Source organism: Paenibacillus sp. CECT 9249, assembly GCF_918697855.1.
Lineage (GTDB): Bacteria > Bacillota > Bacilli > Paenibacillales > Paenibacillaceae > MSJ-34.
The window spans coordinates 11,562-28,434 of record NZ_CAKKLI010000004.1 but is presented as its reverse complement, the minus strand read 5'-3'; the positions used below and the strand labels follow the sequence as shown (position 1 = coordinate 28,434).

Here is a 16,873-nt window from a genome sequence, read left to right as displayed (position 1 = left end):
GGGGAATGGGCATGGCACAATTCCAATTGAACGAACAAGCAGTAGCAGGAAATACAAGCTGTTTCTCGGAACAAAATTTGAATAGATTGTTAGAAGCGATGAAAGAACGCGTTTTTTCCAACGATACTCATCTGTTCTGGGAAGGAGACGAGGCGGATAAGCTTTATTATTTGAAAAGCGGGCGCGTGAAAATTACGAAATCGACGGACGAAGGAAAAGAACTGATCCTCTATATGTACCGGCCGGGCGATCTGATCGGCCATGTCGATCCGTTCAACCAATCGAGACACGGCTTCACCGCCGAAGTGTTGGAGCAATCCGTCGTCGGCGTCGTGGAACAAAAAGATTTGGAACTGCTCATTTGCCAATATGCCGATTTCTCCATCGATTTTATGAAGTGGATGGGCATCCATCATCGGCTGACGCAAACGAAATTCCGCGATCTAATGCTTTACGGCAAGCCGGGCGCGTTATGTTCGACCTTAATCCGGCTAGGCAACACGTATGGGGAGAAAACCGATAAAGGCATCCTGATTAACAAAAAAATTACGCATACCGATCTGTCCAACATGATCGGAGCGACGCGCGAGAGCGTCAACCGGATGTTAAGCGATCTGCGCAAAAAAGAGGCGATCGATTACGATAACGGACTTATCGTCATTCAAGATTTGCAGCAATTGCGGGAAATTTGCCATTGCGAAATGTGTCCGAACGAGATTTGCCGGATTTGATTTCCTTGCTCTCCCCTTCCCCTTCGCCGGCTGCTTCGTAGATGGCGGATAGCCGCGCAGCGAAATACCGCTGGCGGCTGACGGCGCCAGCGGGCGGGCTAACGAAACGTATACACTGCGGATGTTAACGTAACTGTATCACGCTAATGAGGGGAAAAGGGCGGTAAAACCGCCGATTTCCAATGAATAAGGATACGTAGTTTCGCTAAAATGGGGACGTCTTCATTTTGAGTCGAATAAGAATTGCTAGTTTCGTTAGTGCCAAACAAGGAGCGTAGGTCCGCGCGCATCGCCTTTGGAATGAAGCGAGGTATCCGCTTCTGTATGCGCGATAAAGCGGCGGCGATTTATGAAATTGACTCTCTTCACAGGAATAGTAAAATGGCATTCAACCCGGCGACGGATTGGATGTCATTTTTATTTTTGTTTACTTTCTTCTCGGGCCGAAATCAGCGCTTCTTGTCTGTTCAAGGGAGATTTATGCCTAAAAAAACAAATGAACCGAAATCAATCGGCCCATTTGCGCTAAAATACAATTATTTGCTTTTATTTGAGACAAACCAATACATCATTCCCATAAACAAAGCGCCGCCGACAATATTGCCGAGCGTTGCCGGTATCATATTATGAAACCAGCCGGCAATCGATACCGTCTCCGGATGCGTCGGCAGCATAACCGCCAAGCTGAGCACCGTCATATTGGCGACACTATGCTCGTAGCCGGATGAGATAAAGGCGTACAGGCACCACCAGATCAGAATGAGCTTTGCCGTATCTTCCTTCGCCCTGCTCGCGGTCCAGATGGATAAGCAGACAAGCCAATTACATAAAATGCCGCGGCAAAATATTTCCAATGCGCTTAAATTCATTTTTTTCGAGGCGACCGTAAATAATAGATGATCCGGAGGAATGTCTTTAAATATGCCTCCTCCAACGACTAAAGCGCACAGGATGAGCGCTCCGACCAAATTGCCGAGCCATACGGTCCCCCAATTTTTCAACAAATCTCCGACGGACGTTCTTCGCTCCAACGTACTGATCGCGAAATACATATTCGCTCCGGTAAACAATTCCGCTCCGGCGAATATGACGAGCGTCAGCGCAATGCCGAACGATACCCCCATCACCAAATTGTAGGCGGGCGAATGTTCCGCGAAGAACGGCGCTCCGACGATATTGATCAATACGATCCCGATGCCGACATACGCTCCGGCCAGCCATGAGGACATGAAATACCGCAGCCAGCTTTGCCGCATCGCTTCTTTCTTGGATAAAGCGGTATGAACCATAGACTCTACGCTCGTTTTGTACATCTGGCCCACTCCTCTCCTTGCAGTCTCAGGCAGTCATCCGCATCCGCTTCTCATTCCCGGAATGAAGGAGTCATTCCGATTTGAACCTCTCCGCCATCGGTAACGCGCACGCGAAAGGTTTGCACGCTCCCTGTGTCCGGCGCCTGCACTAACCCGTCCGCCATATCGATTTTCCAATCGTGCAGCGGTTCGTACAAATATCGGCCCGAAACGATTCCTTCCGCAAGGGGCCCGCCTTTCGGATGAGGGCTCTTGTTCTCCAAGGCGAACACATCGCCTTCTTCCGAACGGAATACCGCGATCTCCTTCCCCCGAAGATGAACGACCCGCCCGATTCGGACGATAAATTCGTTTATGTTTCCAACGGTGTAATACGTCAGCTTCTTATCGCTTGAAGATTGATGCGCTTGTACCGATTTCATCGCATTCCCCTCCTTTTTACGCTTGAATATCCTCATACAACGCGCTGCGGACAGACGCATCGTTCAACACTTTGCGCCACGGATCTTCCGTTTGCTGCAATGCCAACTCCATCCGTTCGACGAGGGCGCGACGCGATTCCATATTGTCAACCGCCGCATTCTTGACCGCATCCAAACCGATTCGTTCCACCCACTCCGACGTCCGTTCCAAATATGTGCCGGTTTCACGATAAAACTGCATCACGGCGGCGGTAATTTCGATTAACTCCTCATCCGTCTTAACCTTCGTCAGCAGATCGGCCAGACGCGGCTTAATTCCGCCGTTGCCGCCGACATATATTTCCCAGCCGCCTTCGTTGCCCACAATTCCGATATCTTTCGTACAAGATTCCGCACAGTTGCGCGGGCAGCCGTTGACGGCCATTTTGAATTTCGCCGGGAAGTCGAGCCGTTCGAATTTGCGTTCGAGCAGCGCGCCCATGCCCATGGAGTCTTGCGTGCCGAAACGGCAGAATGAAGAACCGACGCATGTTTTGACAGTACGGAGCGATTTGGCGTACGCATAGCCGGACGGCATGTCAAGCTCCTCCCATACTTTCGGCAAATCCTGTTTCTTGACGCCGATTAAGTCAAGCCGTTGTCCGCCCGTCATTTTGACGACCTTCACATCGTATTTCACGGCCACCTCGGCGATTTTTTTCAATTCCTCCGGCGTCGTAACGCCGCCGTACATGCGCGGCACAACAGTATAGGTACCGTCCTTTTGGATGTTGGCGTTCATCCGTTCGTTGACGAAACGGGACGATTTGTCATCTTCATATTGGACAGGGCGGATCATGCCTAAATAGTAATTCAGCGCGGGACGGCATTTCGAACAGCCCTCCAAATTGCGCCAACCGAGCACATGCATCGTTTCTTTAATCGTTCCGAGTCCCTTCTCGCGAATCGCCGCCACAATCTCGTCACGGCTGAGCGCCGTACAACCGCAAATGCCCTGCTTGCTCGCAACGGCATCGTATCGCTCGCCTAATTCCAGCTGCAATAGTTGTTCAACCAACGGTTTGCATCCGCCGCAAGAACGCGTCGCCCCCGTTTGGGCTTTAATTTCGTCGACCGTCGTCAAACCTTGCTCTCTTATAGCGTCGACGATCGCTTTCTTGTTCACTCCGTTGCAGCCGCATATGATTTCGTCGTCGGCCATCTCGGCGGCCGCGTTGCTCTTTTCCGCACCTCCGCAGCAACCTGTTCCCATGATGGAAGCATACATCTCTTTCGTCATTTCTTTGCCCGTTTTAATCCACTGCTGCAGGCGGGACGATTCGGATACGTCCCCGAACAGCACGGCGCCTACGACGCGGTTGCCGCGCAGCAATATTTTTTTGTACGTATTGTTCCAATCGTCCTGCGTTCGAATCACTTGCAGATCCGGCCTGTTCTCGAATTCCCCGGTAGAAAAAACGTCGACGCCGGAAATTTTCAATTTCGTCGACAGCACCGACCCTTCGTACGGCTTCGTCTCCACACCGCATATATGTTTGGCAAGCACCATGCCCTGCTCGAACAACGGCGCGACCAAACCGTAACTGACGCCGCGATGCTCGCAGCATTCTCCGACCGCATATACGTCCGGAGCGGACGTTTGCATGAAATCGTTGACGATAATCCCCCGATTGAAGTTGATTCCGCTTGTTTTGGCCAGTTCGGCATTCGGACGAATGCCTACCGACATGACGACGAAATCCGTCTCGAGTTCCGTGCCGTCGTCAAACCGCAATCCGCTTACTCTTTGGTCCCCCGCTATTTCCACCGTTCGCTTGCCCATTGCGAATTTCAAGCCTTGCCGTTCCAATTCGCGCTTCAACATGGCCGCCGCCTCGTCATCCAACTGGCGTTCCATCAATCTGTCTTCCAGATGAACGACGGTTACGTCCATGCCTAGCCCGAGCAATCCTTTGGCGGCCTCCAAGCCAAGCAATCCGCCGCCGATTACCGCCGCTTTCTTGAATGTGCGCGCGGCTTCGATCATCCGGCTGCAGTCTGCAATGTCTCGGAACGAGACGATTCCCTCCTTATCGATTCCGGGAATAGGAAGCATGACCGGATTCGAACCTGTTGCGATAATACATTTGTCGTATGCGACCGAGACGCCCTTGTCCGTGTGCACCGTTTTGTTTGCCGTATCGATATGAGTCACGGTTGTTCCGGTATGAAGCGTAATATTATTTTCCCTATACCAATTCCAGTCGTTTAAAATAATATCGGAAATCGATTTGCTTCCCTCAAGTACATAGGACAGCATAATCCGGTTATAGTTCGGATGCGGCTCACTGCCGAATACGGTAATATCGAACGATGAAGACAGCTTCATTACTTGCTCCAGCGCACTGACGCCCGCCATTCCGTTTCCGATCAATACAAGCTTCTCGCGCTCTTGGCTTCGCATATCGAATACCTCCCCTGTGTACGAAGTAATTCGAGTATACATTCAACGGTTTTCGAACGATGTGATAAATTTCACAGCGCAGAATGCCAAGTTTGAACGATAATGCAAAGACCGGATCCATTGCGCGCTCGTCGCGCTTTAGATCCGGTCTTCGCCGTATGTATGCCGCTATTCCATTGTAATTATGTATGCAAATCGAATTTTTATTTGATAAGGTTGGAGGACGGGTCGACTTCCGTCGTTTTCACGAAAATTTCAACCCGGTCATTTTCATTCAGCATATGATTTAACGGTTCTGCGGATACTTCCTTATCATTCACTTTAATCCCCCACTCCATCGTCGGATCGAGGGCAACATCGTTGACGGACACGATCGATTCGCCGTCTTCGGAAACCTTGACGATCCCGCTTCCTTCCAGAATGTCGCGTACTTTAATGCCTTCCTTAAAGTCGGCGATGATCGTATTCGTCAAGTTTGGCACAATTTTCCCGCCGTTGATTTCGAGCGTCGTCGTCGGCACTTTCTCCGTTTTCAATTCGGACTCCATTCGAGGTGCTTCCGTCTGAAGCGCTTCCTTCGGCGAGCACGCGCTTCCGGTAATCAGCAATAGCGCCGTGCCAGCTCCGAATATGAGCTTCGTCAACTTCATAACTACACTCGCTTTCTAGTTGTAATCGTACTTAATAGATTCATTATGCAACAAGATAAGCGCGAAAAAGTTTCAAAGAGATGACAATTTCGTTGGAAACAAGCGAATGCGCGTGCAGATCCGCTCCGGCGATTAGCGCAATTTCGCTTTTTGCAGCCTTAGCGCATTGACGATGACGGACAGCGAACTAAGCGCCATCGCCGCCCCCGCAACCCACGGGGCAAGCAAGCCGGCGGCGGCAATCGGAATGCCGATCGCATGATACGCCAGCGCCAGGAACAAATTCTGTTTCATATTGTTCATCGTTTTATGGCTTAAGTGGATCGCGTCGGGAATGCTGTTCAAATCTCCCCGAAGCAGCGCGACATCCGCGGCTTCCATCGCAATCTCGGATCCGTTGCCGATCGCGATGCCAATATCGGCCGCGGCCAATGCCGAAGCGTCTTTGATGCCGTCTCCGATCATCGCCACTTGATGGCCTTGTACCTGCAGCTTGCGTACCGCTTCCGCCCTGTCTTGCGGCAGAATTTCCGCAAGCACGTGCACGATTCCGGCCTGATTGGCGATCGTTCGGGCCGTGCCGCGGCTGTCGCCGGTCAGCATAATGACTTCGATGCCCATCTGTTTCAGGCGCAGAATGGCGGCAGAGGCCGTTTCTTTCAGCGCATCGGATACGGCGGCGATCCCTGCGTATTTCCGGTCGACGGCAATGAGCATCGCCGTTCTCCCTTGCGCTTCCATACGCCCAAGTTCCCGTTCCGCTCCCGAAATATCGATTCGATGCTCATGCATCAACCGCCGATTGCCGACCAGCACTTGACGGCCTTCCACGTCGGCTGCGACGCCGAGTCCGGCTTGCGCTTCAAAGTGCCGCACGCAATCCTGGCTTCCCGCAAAATCGATATCCGCGCGCTGCGCGATTCCGTGAAAGATCGCCTTCCCGAGCGGATGGTCGGATTGCTTCTCCGCGAGCGCCGCTAAGCGCAGCACCGTCTGTTCGTCCCAATCGCCGGGAATGACGACCGTTTCCCGCAGCAGCGGCTTTCCTTGCGTAATCGTGCCTGTCTTATCGAAGACGATGATGTCCACTTCATGCGTAGTTTCCAGAAACTGGGCGCCTTTAAACAAAATGCCGAGCGCCGCGGCGCGGCCCGAACCGGTCATCACCGAAATCGGGGTCGCGAGGCCAAGCGCGCACGGACAAGCGATGACCAGCACCGCTATGCCGGCCTCCAGCGCCGCCGCGAAATTGCCCGATTGAACAAACATATACCAAATGATCGAAGTCACGACCGCAAACGTGACGACGATCGGAACGAAGACGCCGGCCACGGCGTCGGCCACCCGTTGAATCGGGAGCGGTTTCGCGCTTTGCGCTTGGGCAACCGCTCTTACGATTTGCGACAGGGCCGTATGTTTCCCGATTCGCGCGGCCCGCACGAGCAAACGGCCCGATTCGTTCATCGTGGCGCCGAACACGGTGTCGCCAGGTTGTTTCATCACAGGCGCGCTGTTGCCTGTCAGCATGGATTCGTCAACGTCGGAAGCGCCTTCAACGACTTCGCCGTCGGCCGGAATCGGCGCGCCGGGTCTGACCAGCAATAGATCTCCGACCGCGACATCGGCCGCCGGCACTTCCGTTTCCTCGCCGTCCTTGACAAGGATTGCCGTCTTCGGCTGCAATTCGACGAGCGATTTGAGTTCCGCCGACGTTCTCCCTTTCACTACCGCTTCGAGCAGTTTCCCGAATACGACCAGCGTAATCAAGATCGCGCTGGTTTCGTAATAAATGCCCGGCATTTGGTGAAATTGTCCGACCCAGCGCAGCGTCGCCGCCAAGCTGAACATATAAGCCGATGTCGTTCCAAGCGCGACGAGAACGTCCAAATTGGCGCTCCCGCCCTTTAACGCCCGATATGCGCCGACATAAAACGGTTTGCCGATCCAGAACTGCACCGGCGTGGCCAGCGCGAACTGAACCCACGGATGTTTCAGAAATTCCGGCACGTATATCCAGGACAGCCATGAGAAATGGCTTGCCATCACCCACAACAGGGGAAAAGAAAGCAGGGCCGAGACGATCAACCGTTTCTGTTGGAACCGGATTTCCATTTGCCGCTCCGTTTCGCCGGAGTTCGCTTCTTCTTCGACAATCGCCTCGTATCCGAGCTCTTCCACCTTCTCGATAATATCGAATACCGACAATTCGGCCGGATCGTATTCGACGCGCGCCGATTCGAGCATCGCATTTACATTCGTTTGTTGTACGCCCGGAAGATCGTTCAAGCCTCGTTCGATCGCGGCGGAGCATGCCGCGCAAGTCATGCCTCGGATGCGAAAGTCTTTCGTCTCCATCGCTATCGACCTGCCGATATACTGCCTGTGGTTTGATTTCTTTGGGCTTGGTTGCTTGTTGTTTGCATGACCGTCAACTCCTTATAACTTCAATGACCGCTCTTGCCGAAAGACGAGCCTTCGAATCTAATTTTACTTTCTATCATAATCATACCCCTGTCCTATGGCAATATCAAACGCAAGCGAGAGGAACGGATGGAAGGCGCAAGATCGGGCTGGATCGCAAGTTGCCTTCGCGTTATAATACAAGGCAAGAGACGAAGAACGTCCCGATCCATTTCCGTTATGAATGGAACCGGGACGTTTTTATTTTTTACTGGAGGGATGTTTTAGGTGGGGAATTTCGAAATGGAGCTCGCAGCGTTTATCTAATATCATTTGCAGCAAAGATCAGGGGAACAATGGCCTATCGATGCGGCAACTCATTTGAGCATCAATCATCGTTCCGCCGTTCGAACATTGCAATCCCTTGGCGCAAAGGGCTGGTTTGCTCCCGCAACCGGCGCGGAAGGAAAACATGTTGTGCGGTACGAACTTCAACGAGGTGCGAAAATCGGTATCTAATCAGCCTTCAATCGATCCGCCCCAGCGGAAAAGAAAGCCAGACCATGAAGGCCCTTCATTCGGAAAAACTCTCGCTTCGATGGATTATAGAATCGTTAGGGGTGGAATTCCTGTATATTCGCAGGCTTTTTACCGCATTTCCCACCGGCGTTGCATTCACTTTTTTCAACATTCCAGGATCGCGGACACAGGGGACGCTAATTGTGACAAAAGGCCCGATTTGGAACAGTTTGCGGACATACGATCCTTTATTCGCGCTAAAAGCGTAAAATAAGCCCTTCAACGAAGGAATAACGGAACCAATGTCCGCCGAAACAGCGAATAAGCGGTTTTGACGCGAAATAACGGCCCTGCGGTCCGGATAACAATTTCCCGATGCAACGCTAGTCTCATTTCCTGTTTCGATGGGGGAACAACTGTATTTTTGCAGGAAATCCGTCTTCACCACGGTAAGTTGCAGGTCAATCAAGCATGACAACTTCCATCCGCAGCCTGATTTTTGTTCCAATCCAGGGCTTTCTGAACAAAGGGGATATCGACAAAAGCAAGTAAAAAGCAACATGCGAAAGGGTGACGACATTCGACGCTTACCTCGAACACTTCCCCCGAAAACGAATCAAAAAAGCGCAACCGAAACGGTTGCGCCCCTCGCGTATCCCTCTTATTTTAACAAATCATGATCGACATACCGCTCGCCGTTCAACTCGCTGATCACGTTGATCGCGACCTTCGCGCCGTCGCCCGCCGTGATGATCGTGTGAACGCTTACGCCGGCAACCGTTCCGGCCGCCCATACGCCCCGCACATTCGTTTTGCCTTGCGCGTCGACATCGATCACCGTTTTGATCCGCGGTTCCGTGCCGTCTTTCACCTTGACGCCGCTTTGGCCCGCCACTTCGGCCGTCGCGCCTGTCGCCAGAATAACATGCTTCGCTTCATATTGCGCCGTTTCGGTATGTACGACCACGCCTTGATCGGAAGAGGCCAGGCCCGTTACCTTCTCTTCTTTCCATTCGGCGCCGAAATGCTCGGCTTGTTCCCGGCCGATGCGAATCAAATCCGGACCGGTAATTTCCTTGATTCCGTAATGATTGTAAAGCATCGCCCGCTTCGTCATGCTTGCGTTGCCGTCCAGCACGAGCGTCTTTTTGCCTGCTTTGGCTGCGTATAAGGCCGCGCTTCCGCCCGCCGTACCTCCGCCTACGATGATGATATCGTACATCCTCTTCTCTCCTTTTCATTCAATATCGTTATTATGCTTACAAAAAATAAGCACATTACAATTGTATCATACTCTCGCGCATTTCCCAATATTTACAGCTCGCGCGTCTTCCCATTGCCGGATATTCGAATGTTGATGCCGGAGAACGATCCGGAAATGACCGAAGCGTCAAACGACGGCGGAATTTCCGTTTCAAACGGGATATCGACCGTTCTGCTCTGCTTCGGAAGCATCCTCACTTCCGCGCCATCGACCAGTTTGAGCTCTTCGATAAGGAGTATGGCTTCAATCGGATCTTCCGGAGGCAACATCGATAATTCGAAGGATACCTCCCGGCCGCTCATATTTCTTACATGGAATTGGCACGTTCCTGCCATTAGCCGCTCCTCGCTGATTTCGTAACGGCATTGGCTCTTCCGGGGTTCGTACGCAATCGCGTCGATGCCCGCTGCAACATACGTTTGATATTGGGTTATAAACCAGGAAGGGACAAACGACGTCGCCAAAATAACGCCCAGTACAACCAAACCCGGGCTGGGCGACTTCAACGATTTCGCCAGCAGCACTCCGCCCGCCACCAAAATGGCAAGCGCAATAATGCCGCCATAACTGATTCCGCTGTTCCCGTGGGACCAGAAAGGGATGCCCGCGGCCTTCATCCCTTTCTCCAATAAGCTGAAACGGTCCGGATATTTGGCAGTAACGGCCCATAACATCAAGATAAGCGCAGCCGAGCCGATCACCGCTAACTTGCTTTTCATCGGTCTACCCCTCTTCCATCATACGATTCGGTACGCGAACATCCGGTTCCAGGTCCGGCATTCCGTCGCGCACCAGCTTCAGAAACGTCTCCGCATGCTGCGGACGGCATGCGATGATGTACGGCTCGCTGTTCATGCCGGCGAAAGGCTCGCCGCTGAAATCCATTACGGCGACGCCCGCCTCTTTCGCCAGCAGCACGCCGGCGTACAAATCGTCCCCTTCGGAGTTGTACAGGACGATTCCGTCGATATCGCCGCGCGCCAGCATGCACCATAGCATCGTCGGCGCCCATAGGCGCAGCACCCTCTTGCAGCTCGCATCCAGAACCGTCCTCAAACGAAGCGCTCCCGCCTCCTTCTGTACTTGGTGGCCTTGAATCCAGCCGACGGTCATTTTGCGCAAATCCGCTCTTGCCGTCGGTCGGACGGCGAACCGCATGCCGCCCGATTCGGCGCCTTTGCCCGCTTCGGCAACGTACAGGCGCTCCATCGCCGAATCCACGATAACGCCCAACACCGGTTCCTTGCGGTATAACAACGTAATCGACACGCCGAACACCGGCAATCCGATGGCGTAATTGTTCGTGCCGTCCAGCGGATCGACGAGCCACAACCAATCTCCTTCCGCGCCCGTCCATCCCGTTTCTTCGCTCGATATTTGATGATCCGGATAATATTCCCGAATGCGCCGCAATATTTCGGCCTCCGCCAAATGATCGACTTCCGTCACGATATCGCCGTACTCGCCTTTTTCCTCCATGCGCAGCGCGGTGCCGAACTTCTCCCTGGCGATTCGAGCGGCGGCCAAAGCCGCCTCGATTGCGATTTTTTTGGCATGCGACAATAAGTCCTCGTCTAGCTTCATCGATACCGCCCCTTCCGTCCGATTCGATCCCGGTCGCCTATGCGGCTTCCATTAGCCGAACGAGCCGTGAATCCGGCAATAGATTCGCTCGGGCTTCCAAGCAATGTCGGCGCCGAGCACCATCCGTGCCAACGTCTCTTCATGGCGTACGCACCAACGGCTCAAAATCCGGCTTGCCGCCTCGTTTGCTTCCGGAATAACGCTTCTGGTCCCGTTCAAGCTATGTTTGTAATGCAGCAGCAGCGAGCCCGCCTCTTCATCGGCGGCGACGACCGCCCCGTTTCCTAGCTGCGGAGCGTAGTATCCTCGCGGACTCCCCTTCTCGCCAACCACCCATAGCCGATCCTGATGCTCATCGAGCAAGTACGAACGATCTTCTCCCGTCGCATCGCGATCCAATTGCAGCACGGCCTCATAATCGGCAGCTTCTGCAAGTCTGATCCCTTCCTGCTGCGGAGCGCCCGCCGGCTCTTCGTTGCTGAAAAACACATATTGATCCGCTTCGCGAAACCCGAGCTTCCGGTAGAGCGGCTCTCCGTCCTTCGAAGCGATCAAAGCGATCGTACGACAGCCCGATTGTTTCATTCGATCGATCATGAACAGGACCAGTCGCTTGCCAATCCCTCGCCCCCGGTATGCGGGCGACACGATGACATGTCCGAGCCATCCGACGTCTCCTTGACGGGAACCGTTGGCCACTCCGACAATTTCGCCATCCTCAACGGCAACGAACGGCATGCATGAAGGCTGCCTCAAATAAATACCAAAATAAGGCTTAATATCCGACCATGCCGGCGGTTTCAGTTGTACGACACGCTCCAATTCATCGGCCGACATTTCGCGAATGAGCATCCCGAATTCCCTCCTTTGTTACCCTTGGCTAAGGACCGTGAAGGCCAACCACCCGATTACGCCGTACACGGGTACCGACGCCAGCAGGGAAAGCCGCGGCCGATTGTTGCGAAGCGCAAGGGCGGAACCGATATAGCAGAGCGGGAAGACAAGTCCCCACCCCATAAACAACGGCGTTGCAGCCAAATAAAGCGACATCGGTACGATGAGCGCGGCGGAAACGTATAAAAATTGGTGCCGCAAAAATACGATGCCGATCAAAGAGAGCACGACAGAGGCGATCATGCAAGGCCAGAACAAAATCGCCATCAGCCTGCACCTGTATGCCGCCGGGCTTCGCTTCGGTCAGCCAATTTCCTTGCCGCCGTGTGCGGGACGTCTTCCCTACCCGCCGCTTCGATATCGGTGACTCTATCGTCGATAAGGATCTTAACCGCCCCCTTGCCGCTATTTTTCCAAAGCGCTTACCTTTTCCAACTTCTCTATCATATCCGTCAGCTTCATGTCGGCCATCGAACCGATCTTCATATCATAGTTGTCAAATGGGAAATGGATCGTTAACCGATTCGGCACGACAACGCAATACATGCCTGCCGCTTTGGCCGCCCGCAAGCCGTGCAAAGAATCCTCGAACGCGATCGCCTCCGGCCCTTCCACGCCCAAACTGTTCAAAGCGAGCAAATACAAGGCGGGATTCGGCTTTACTTCCTCCACATGATCCGCCGTATGAATGCAATCGAAATATTCGAAGATCCCGTGCTTCTTCAATAACGGTATGACCCAACTGCCGGTAGAACTCGAGGCCAAACCGATCTTCAATCCTAACGATTGGGCAGTATCCAAATAAGAAAGCACGCCCGGGCGCAGCTTCTCGTTCTGCATCATTTCTTGGTGTCTTGCTTGGCATAGCTTGCTGATTTCGTCGCGGGTCATCGCTTTATCGATCGCTTGCTCCAAATGAGAGTAGGGATCGAATTGCGCCAAGCTCGATCCTACGCATTGCGCGTATTGCTCGATCGGCAGTTCCAATCCGTGCTCCCCGTATAAGTTGTTAATTGCGTCATACCAAGGCGTCTCCGTGTCCAAGATTAATCCGTCAAAATCAAATACGATCGCTTTTATCATGGAAGATCTCCTTTCGCCTATCCGAAACTTATTTTTTTAGATACATGTCGCGACCAATGCAACGACTTGCCTGATCTTTACATTCTATCACAATTAATGCGCAAAAGGCGCGATGACGCGCCCGAAAAAAAACGCATATTCATATAAAAAACAATTGCCCGCCGGCAATTGCTTATCCCGATCGGGCGGGCCGAAGTTCCGAACGGCTTACCGTCACGCCGGATTTCCTCCGTAGTGCGACAAGGAAAACCGTATCGCCATGCTGCGGATGTTTCGCAACCGTTCCGCATCGTCGCCGTTGAAAAACGAAACTTCGCCGAACAAATGCTTCATGCATGCCGTCGCCGCTTGCAATGCCTTCTCTTCATTGCGAAGCAGGTAGTAACAAACTTGGTAACAATGACATTCATATTGCTTTAATACCGCCGCTCTGCGCTGCAATTCGCCGCGGCGTAATTCGTATGTTTTCAATGTAAAACCCTCCCGTCCGGGAAACAAAAATACTGCTAACGGAATGTCGGACCGGCAGCGGCCCTTCCTCTCTCCCGGTATCGCTTAAGCCATGCTCTTGGCCATTATAGCCGATATAGCTTAAGGGCTATATAATAATTTCTTAAGAATTGCTTAAGATGGATTCGGTATGGCCGGTTTCGCGCCCCGGGATGCGGAATTCGCCACGGGCAGCCTTACTTCAAACACGGTTCGGTCCGCATCGCTCGCGACCGAGATCGAACCGTGATGCAATTCCACGATGCTTTTCGCAATGGCGAGCCCCAGACCTGTGCCGCCGGTTTCGTCCGAACGCGACTTGTCTACGCGATAGAAACGGTCGAATATATGCGGCAAATCGACCGCAGGAATCGGCGGGCCGTAATTGACGATGCGGATCACGGCGCTGCCGGCTTCTTTGCCGACCTCGATCTCGATCTTCTTCCCGGCTTTCCCGTATTTGATCGCGTTCGACACCAAATTTTCGAAGACGCGCATCAATTTATCCCCGTCTGCCATGATGACGATCTTATCCGCGCCGAATTTCGCGCGGATGTCGAGGTTTTCGTCCCGGCATTGGAGGGAAACTTCCGTCGTTAACTGGCCGAGCAATTCCACGATATTGATCTCCGTAAAAGCAAGCTTGGCGCCGCCATAGCTCATTCTCGTATACTCGAACAAATCGTTCACCAACCGCTCTAAACGGCGGGATTTTTCGTAAGCGACGTTGATATAATACCGAAGTTCCACTTCATCCTTGTAGCGGTCGTCCTCTACCAGGCGCAAGTAGCCGATCACCGACGTGAGCGGCGTACGCAAATCATGGGATACATTGGTGATGAGCTCGTTTTTCGTTTGAACCGCGATCCGTTCTTCCGTGATCGATTGATGGAGCTGTCTGGACATCAAGTTGATATTGTCGGCCAAATCGCCAAGCTCGTCTCGGGTTTTGACAGGAATCTCCATCTCGAACTTCCCCTTCGCCAATTGCTGCACCGCTTTCGTTATTTGAAGGAGATACAGCACGCTTCCCCGGCTCAACACAATCACGTAAAAGACGAAAAAGACAACCCCGGCCAAGGTCGTTACGATGGGTATACCGAACAAATTATACAATGCGGCGAGTATGGACCGAAGCATCGAAGAATAATCCGACAGAATGGCCGCGGCGATGTACAAAAGGGATACCGTGCACACGGACAGGACGATACTGAAAAAAAACAGCAGCACCATTTTGAATCGAATCGGATATACGACATTACGCTTCAATTTTATAGCCTACCCCCCATACCGTTTGCACAAGCTTGTAGCCGATTTCCTTCTCCAACTTGTCGCGAAGGTTGCAAATATGCACCATAACGGTATTGTTGGAGGCGAAATATTTTTCTTTCCATACCAATTGGAAAATTTCTTCGGCGCTGAACACCCTGCCGGTATGGCTCGCCAGCAAATGCAAGATATCGAATTCCCGCGAAGTAAGCGCGATCGGCCGCCCTTCCACCGTCACGGTATGCGTTTTACGGCTAATTTCGACCGAATGAATTTTGAGCACGTCTTCCGCCTGGTTTTTCGACTCGGCGTTGTATTGAATGGAGCGGCGAAGCAACGACTTCACTCTGGCGATCAATTCCAGCGGATTGAACGGCTTGATCATATAATCGTCCGCACCTGTCATCAATCCGAGCACTTTGTCCATATCTTCCGCTTTGGCGCTCAGCATCAAAATCGGAATCGTCGAATGTTCCCGCACCCTTCGGCATACTTCCATCCCGTCCAATTCGGGCATCATCACGTCGAGCACGATCAAGCTCACTTCTTCCTCCGCGAGCAGACGCAGCGCTTCCGCCCCGTTATGCGCCCGCAAAACGCGATAGCCTTCGTTTTTTAAATATAATGAAATTAAATTCGCTATCTCTTTATCGTCATCAACGACCAAAATATGAATCATATCGCACCTTCCCATTGCCATTTCTCTTATAGACGCTCTAACAGGTATCATACCATAATCGCGCCTTAACGACATGGATGAGCCGATTACACTTTCCTTACAGTATTGTAAGACAGATTGAAAGGCTATCCGATAGGAGGCGCGGCGGCTTTCCCCATATAATGAAAGCAAGACATAGATTTAGTGCAACTTGAGCAGAAATGGGGTTGAAACGATGCGGCGGACCGCTTCATCCTTGCCGGAGCGGCAGGCGAACCAATCCGGCAAACCTTCACCTAAACATCGGACATTCGCCGTTTTCGCAAGACGGCTCATTATTTTAGCGGTTATCGCGTCTTTGCTGGCGGCGGGTTGGTTCGCCCTCCTCCGGGCGGGCAAATCGATGGTCGACGAACAAGAGCTAGCCCCGTTCCTTGCCGCGGGCGCAGCTTCGGACGGCCATGCGGCCGGACATGCGGAGGAATCGCTTATGACCGTACGAATCGACGACATGCCGGATTACGTATGGCAAGCTTTCGTCGCGATCGAAGATCACCGGTTCTTCCGGCATCCCGGCGTCGATATTCGCTCGCTTGCACGCTCGGTATGGGTCAACGCCATCGCCAATGAAACAGTTCAAGGCGGCAGCACGATAACGATGCAGCTCGCGCGCAATGTGTTTCTGACGCAGGACAAAACATTGGTTCGCAAATTGAAAGAGATGGCGATCGCCCTTTATTTGGAGCGAACGTATACGAAAGAACAACTGCTAACCATGTATTTGAACGCGATTTATTTCGGCCACGGCCAATACGGCATCGAAGCGGCGGCCGATTACTATTTCGGCAAGACGGCAAACGGGCATGACCCGCATAAAACGGTCATGCGGCTAAGCGAAGCCGCTCTGCTCGCCGGCATGCTCAAAGCGCCGGAGCATTACTCGCCGTTGAAAGATTGGAACCGGTCGAAGGAGAGGCAATCCGTTGTGTTGGAGCGAATGGAACGGCTTGGCATGATTACGGAGGAAGAAAAGCTTGCGGCCATGCAGGAGAAGATCGAATTAACGCGGAAATAGCGGATGATATAGCCAATAAGAAGAACCGTCAGGCGAGATTGCCCTGACGGTTCGTTTTAACTTTACAATTCGATGCCAG

16 protein-coding genes are annotated in these 16,873 nt (G+C 52.7%); 2 read left to right on the top strand and 14 right to left on the bottom strand.

The features are described 5' to 3' along the window. Positions 1 to 11 precede the first annotated feature (11 nt). Positions 12 to 731, top strand: a complete 720-nt coding sequence (locus LQ229_RS05105) for a Crp/Fnr family transcriptional regulator (RefSeq protein ID WP_230191191.1) — start codon at positions 12 to 14, stop codon at positions 729 to 731. Positions 732 to 1,267: 536 nt separating this feature from the next. On the opposite strand, the gene LQ229_RS05100 is transcribed toward LQ229_RS05105, so the two are convergent. The 14 genes from LQ229_RS05100 to LQ229_RS05035 form a co-directional block, all read right to left on the bottom strand. After that, entirely contained in the window at positions 1,268 to 2,044 is a 777-nt protein-coding gene (locus LQ229_RS05100; RefSeq protein WP_216538805.1) for a formate/nitrite transporter family protein, read from the bottom strand. A 50-nt stretch (positions 2,045 to 2,094) separates the two neighbouring features. Continuing rightward, entirely contained in the window at positions 2,095 to 2,466 is a 372-nt protein-coding gene (gene nirD, locus LQ229_RS05095) for a nitrite reductase small subunit NirD (protein WP_216538806.1), read from the bottom strand. A 16-nt stretch (positions 2,467 to 2,482) separates the two neighbouring features. Next, positions 2,483 to 4,909: a nitrite reductase large subunit NirB gene (gene nirB, locus LQ229_RS05090; RefSeq protein WP_230191101.1), complete on the bottom strand. Its 2,427-nt coding sequence runs from the start codon at positions 4,907 to 4,909 to the stop codon at positions 2,483 to 2,485. A 203-nt stretch (positions 4,910 to 5,112) separates the two neighbouring features. After that, positions 5,113 to 5,559 carry a hypothetical protein gene (locus tag LQ229_RS05085; RefSeq protein ID WP_216538808.1) on the bottom strand — a complete coding sequence of 149 codons (447 nt, stop codon included), beginning with the start codon at positions 5,557 to 5,559 and terminating at the stop codon, positions 5,113 to 5,115. A 132-nt stretch (positions 5,560 to 5,691) separates the two neighbouring features. Further along, a complete protein-coding gene (locus LQ229_RS05080) occupies positions 5,692 to 7,914 on the bottom strand; it encodes a heavy metal translocating P-type ATPase (protein WP_230191100.1) in 2,223 nt (740 codons plus the stop codon). A gap of 1,225 nt (positions 7,915 to 9,139) precedes the next feature. Beyond that, positions 9,140 to 9,700: an FAD-dependent oxidoreductase gene (locus LQ229_RS05075; RefSeq protein ID WP_216541109.1), complete on the bottom strand. Its 561-nt coding sequence runs from the start codon at positions 9,698 to 9,700 to the stop codon at positions 9,140 to 9,142. Positions 9,701 to 9,792: 92 nt separating this feature from the next. Then, the gene (locus LQ229_RS05070; RefSeq protein WP_216541108.1) at positions 9,793 to 10,461 is read right to left on the bottom strand and encodes a hypothetical protein; all 669 of its coding nucleotides are present in this window, start codon (positions 10,459 to 10,461) and stop codon (positions 9,793 to 9,795) included. A gap of 4 nt (positions 10,462 to 10,465) precedes the next feature. Continuing rightward, complete coding sequence (locus tag LQ229_RS05065; RefSeq protein WP_216541107.1) at positions 10,466 to 11,326, bottom strand: inositol monophosphatase; 861 nt, start codon at positions 11,324 to 11,326, stop codon at positions 10,466 to 10,468. 51 nt (positions 11,327 to 11,377) lie between these two features. Next, positions 11,378 to 12,178, bottom strand: a complete 801-nt coding sequence (locus tag LQ229_RS05060) for a GNAT family N-acetyltransferase (RefSeq protein ID WP_230191099.1) — start codon at positions 12,176 to 12,178, stop codon at positions 11,378 to 11,380. An 18-nt stretch (positions 12,179 to 12,196) separates the two neighbouring features. Beyond that, complete coding sequence (locus LQ229_RS05055; protein WP_216541105.1) at positions 12,197 to 12,487, bottom strand: hypothetical protein; 291 nt, start codon at positions 12,485 to 12,487, stop codon at positions 12,197 to 12,199. A gap of 138 nt (positions 12,488 to 12,625) precedes the next feature. Then, entirely contained in the window at positions 12,626 to 13,303 is a 678-nt protein-coding gene (locus LQ229_RS05050; protein WP_230191098.1) for an HAD family hydrolase, read from the bottom strand. Between the two features lie 213 nt (positions 13,304 to 13,516). After that, the gene (locus tag LQ229_RS05045) at positions 13,517 to 13,774 is read right to left on the bottom strand and encodes a hypothetical protein (protein ID WP_216541103.1); all 258 of its coding nucleotides are present in this window, start codon (positions 13,772 to 13,774) and stop codon (positions 13,517 to 13,519) included. A 153-nt stretch (positions 13,775 to 13,927) separates the two neighbouring features. Next, the gene (locus tag LQ229_RS05040) at positions 13,928 to 15,061 is read right to left on the bottom strand and encodes a HAMP domain-containing sensor histidine kinase (RefSeq protein WP_230191097.1); all 1,134 of its coding nucleotides are present in this window, start codon (positions 15,059 to 15,061) and stop codon (positions 13,928 to 13,930) included. Then, the gene (locus tag LQ229_RS05035) at positions 15,051 to 15,740 is read right to left on the bottom strand and encodes a response regulator transcription factor (RefSeq protein ID WP_230191096.1); all 690 of its coding nucleotides are present in this window, start codon (positions 15,738 to 15,740) and stop codon (positions 15,051 to 15,053) included. Before LQ229_RS05035 ends, LQ229_RS05040 begins: the two co-directional genes overlap by 11 nt. 190 nt (positions 15,741 to 15,930) lie before the next feature. On the opposite strand from LQ229_RS05035, the gene LQ229_RS05030 reads away from it, so the two are divergent. Beyond that, entirely contained in the window at positions 15,931 to 16,794 is an 864-nt protein-coding gene (locus tag LQ229_RS05030) for a transglycosylase domain-containing protein (protein ID WP_230191095.1), read from the top strand. Positions 16,795 to 16,873 lie beyond the last annotated feature (79 nt).

Coding starts and splice junctions, on each gene's coding strand:
- LQ229_RS05060 (WP_230191099.1), bottom strand. CDS start 12,178: ATGCTCATTCGCGAAATGTCGGCCGATGAATTGGAGCGTGTCGTACAA.
- nirD (WP_216538806.1), bottom strand. CDS start 2,466: ATGAAATCGGTACAAGCGCATCAATCTTCAAGCGATAAGAAGCTGACG.
- LQ229_RS05035 (WP_230191096.1), bottom strand. CDS start 15,740: ATGATTCATATTTTGGTCGTTGATGACGATAAAGAGATAGCGAATTTA.
- LQ229_RS05100 (WP_216538805.1), bottom strand. CDS start 2,044: ATGTACAAAACGAGCGTAGAGTCTATGGTTCATACCGCTTTATCCAAG.
- LQ229_RS05105 (WP_230191191.1), top strand. CDS start 12: ATGGCACAATTCCAATTGAACGAACAAGCAGTAGCAGGAAATACAAGC.
- nirB (WP_230191101.1), bottom strand. CDS start 4,909: ATGCGAAGCCAAGAGCGCGAGAAGCTTGTATTGATCGGAAACGGAATG.
- LQ229_RS05085 (WP_216538808.1), bottom strand. CDS start 5,559: ATGAAGTTGACGAAGCTCATATTCGGAGCTGGCACGGCGCTATTGCTG.
- LQ229_RS05065 (WP_216541107.1), bottom strand. CDS start 11,326: ATGAAGCTAGACGAGGACTTATTGTCGCATGCCAAAAAAATCGCAATC.
- LQ229_RS05050 (WP_230191098.1), bottom strand. CDS start 13,303: ATGATAAAAGCGATCGTATTTGATTTTGACGGATTAATCTTGGACACG.
- LQ229_RS05070 (WP_216541108.1), bottom strand. CDS start 10,461: ATGAAAAGCAAGTTAGCGGTGATCGGCTCGGCTGCGCTTATCTTGATG.
- LQ229_RS05055 (WP_216541105.1), bottom strand. CDS start 12,487: ATGGCGATTTTGTTCTGGCCTTGCATGATCGCCTCTGTCGTGCTCTCT.
- LQ229_RS05080 (WP_230191100.1), bottom strand. CDS start 7,914: ATGGAGACGAAAGACTTTCGCATCCGAGGCATGACTTGCGCGGCATGC.
- LQ229_RS05075 (WP_216541109.1), bottom strand. CDS start 9,700: ATGTACGATATCATCATCGTAGGCGGAGGTACGGCGGGCGGAAGCGCG.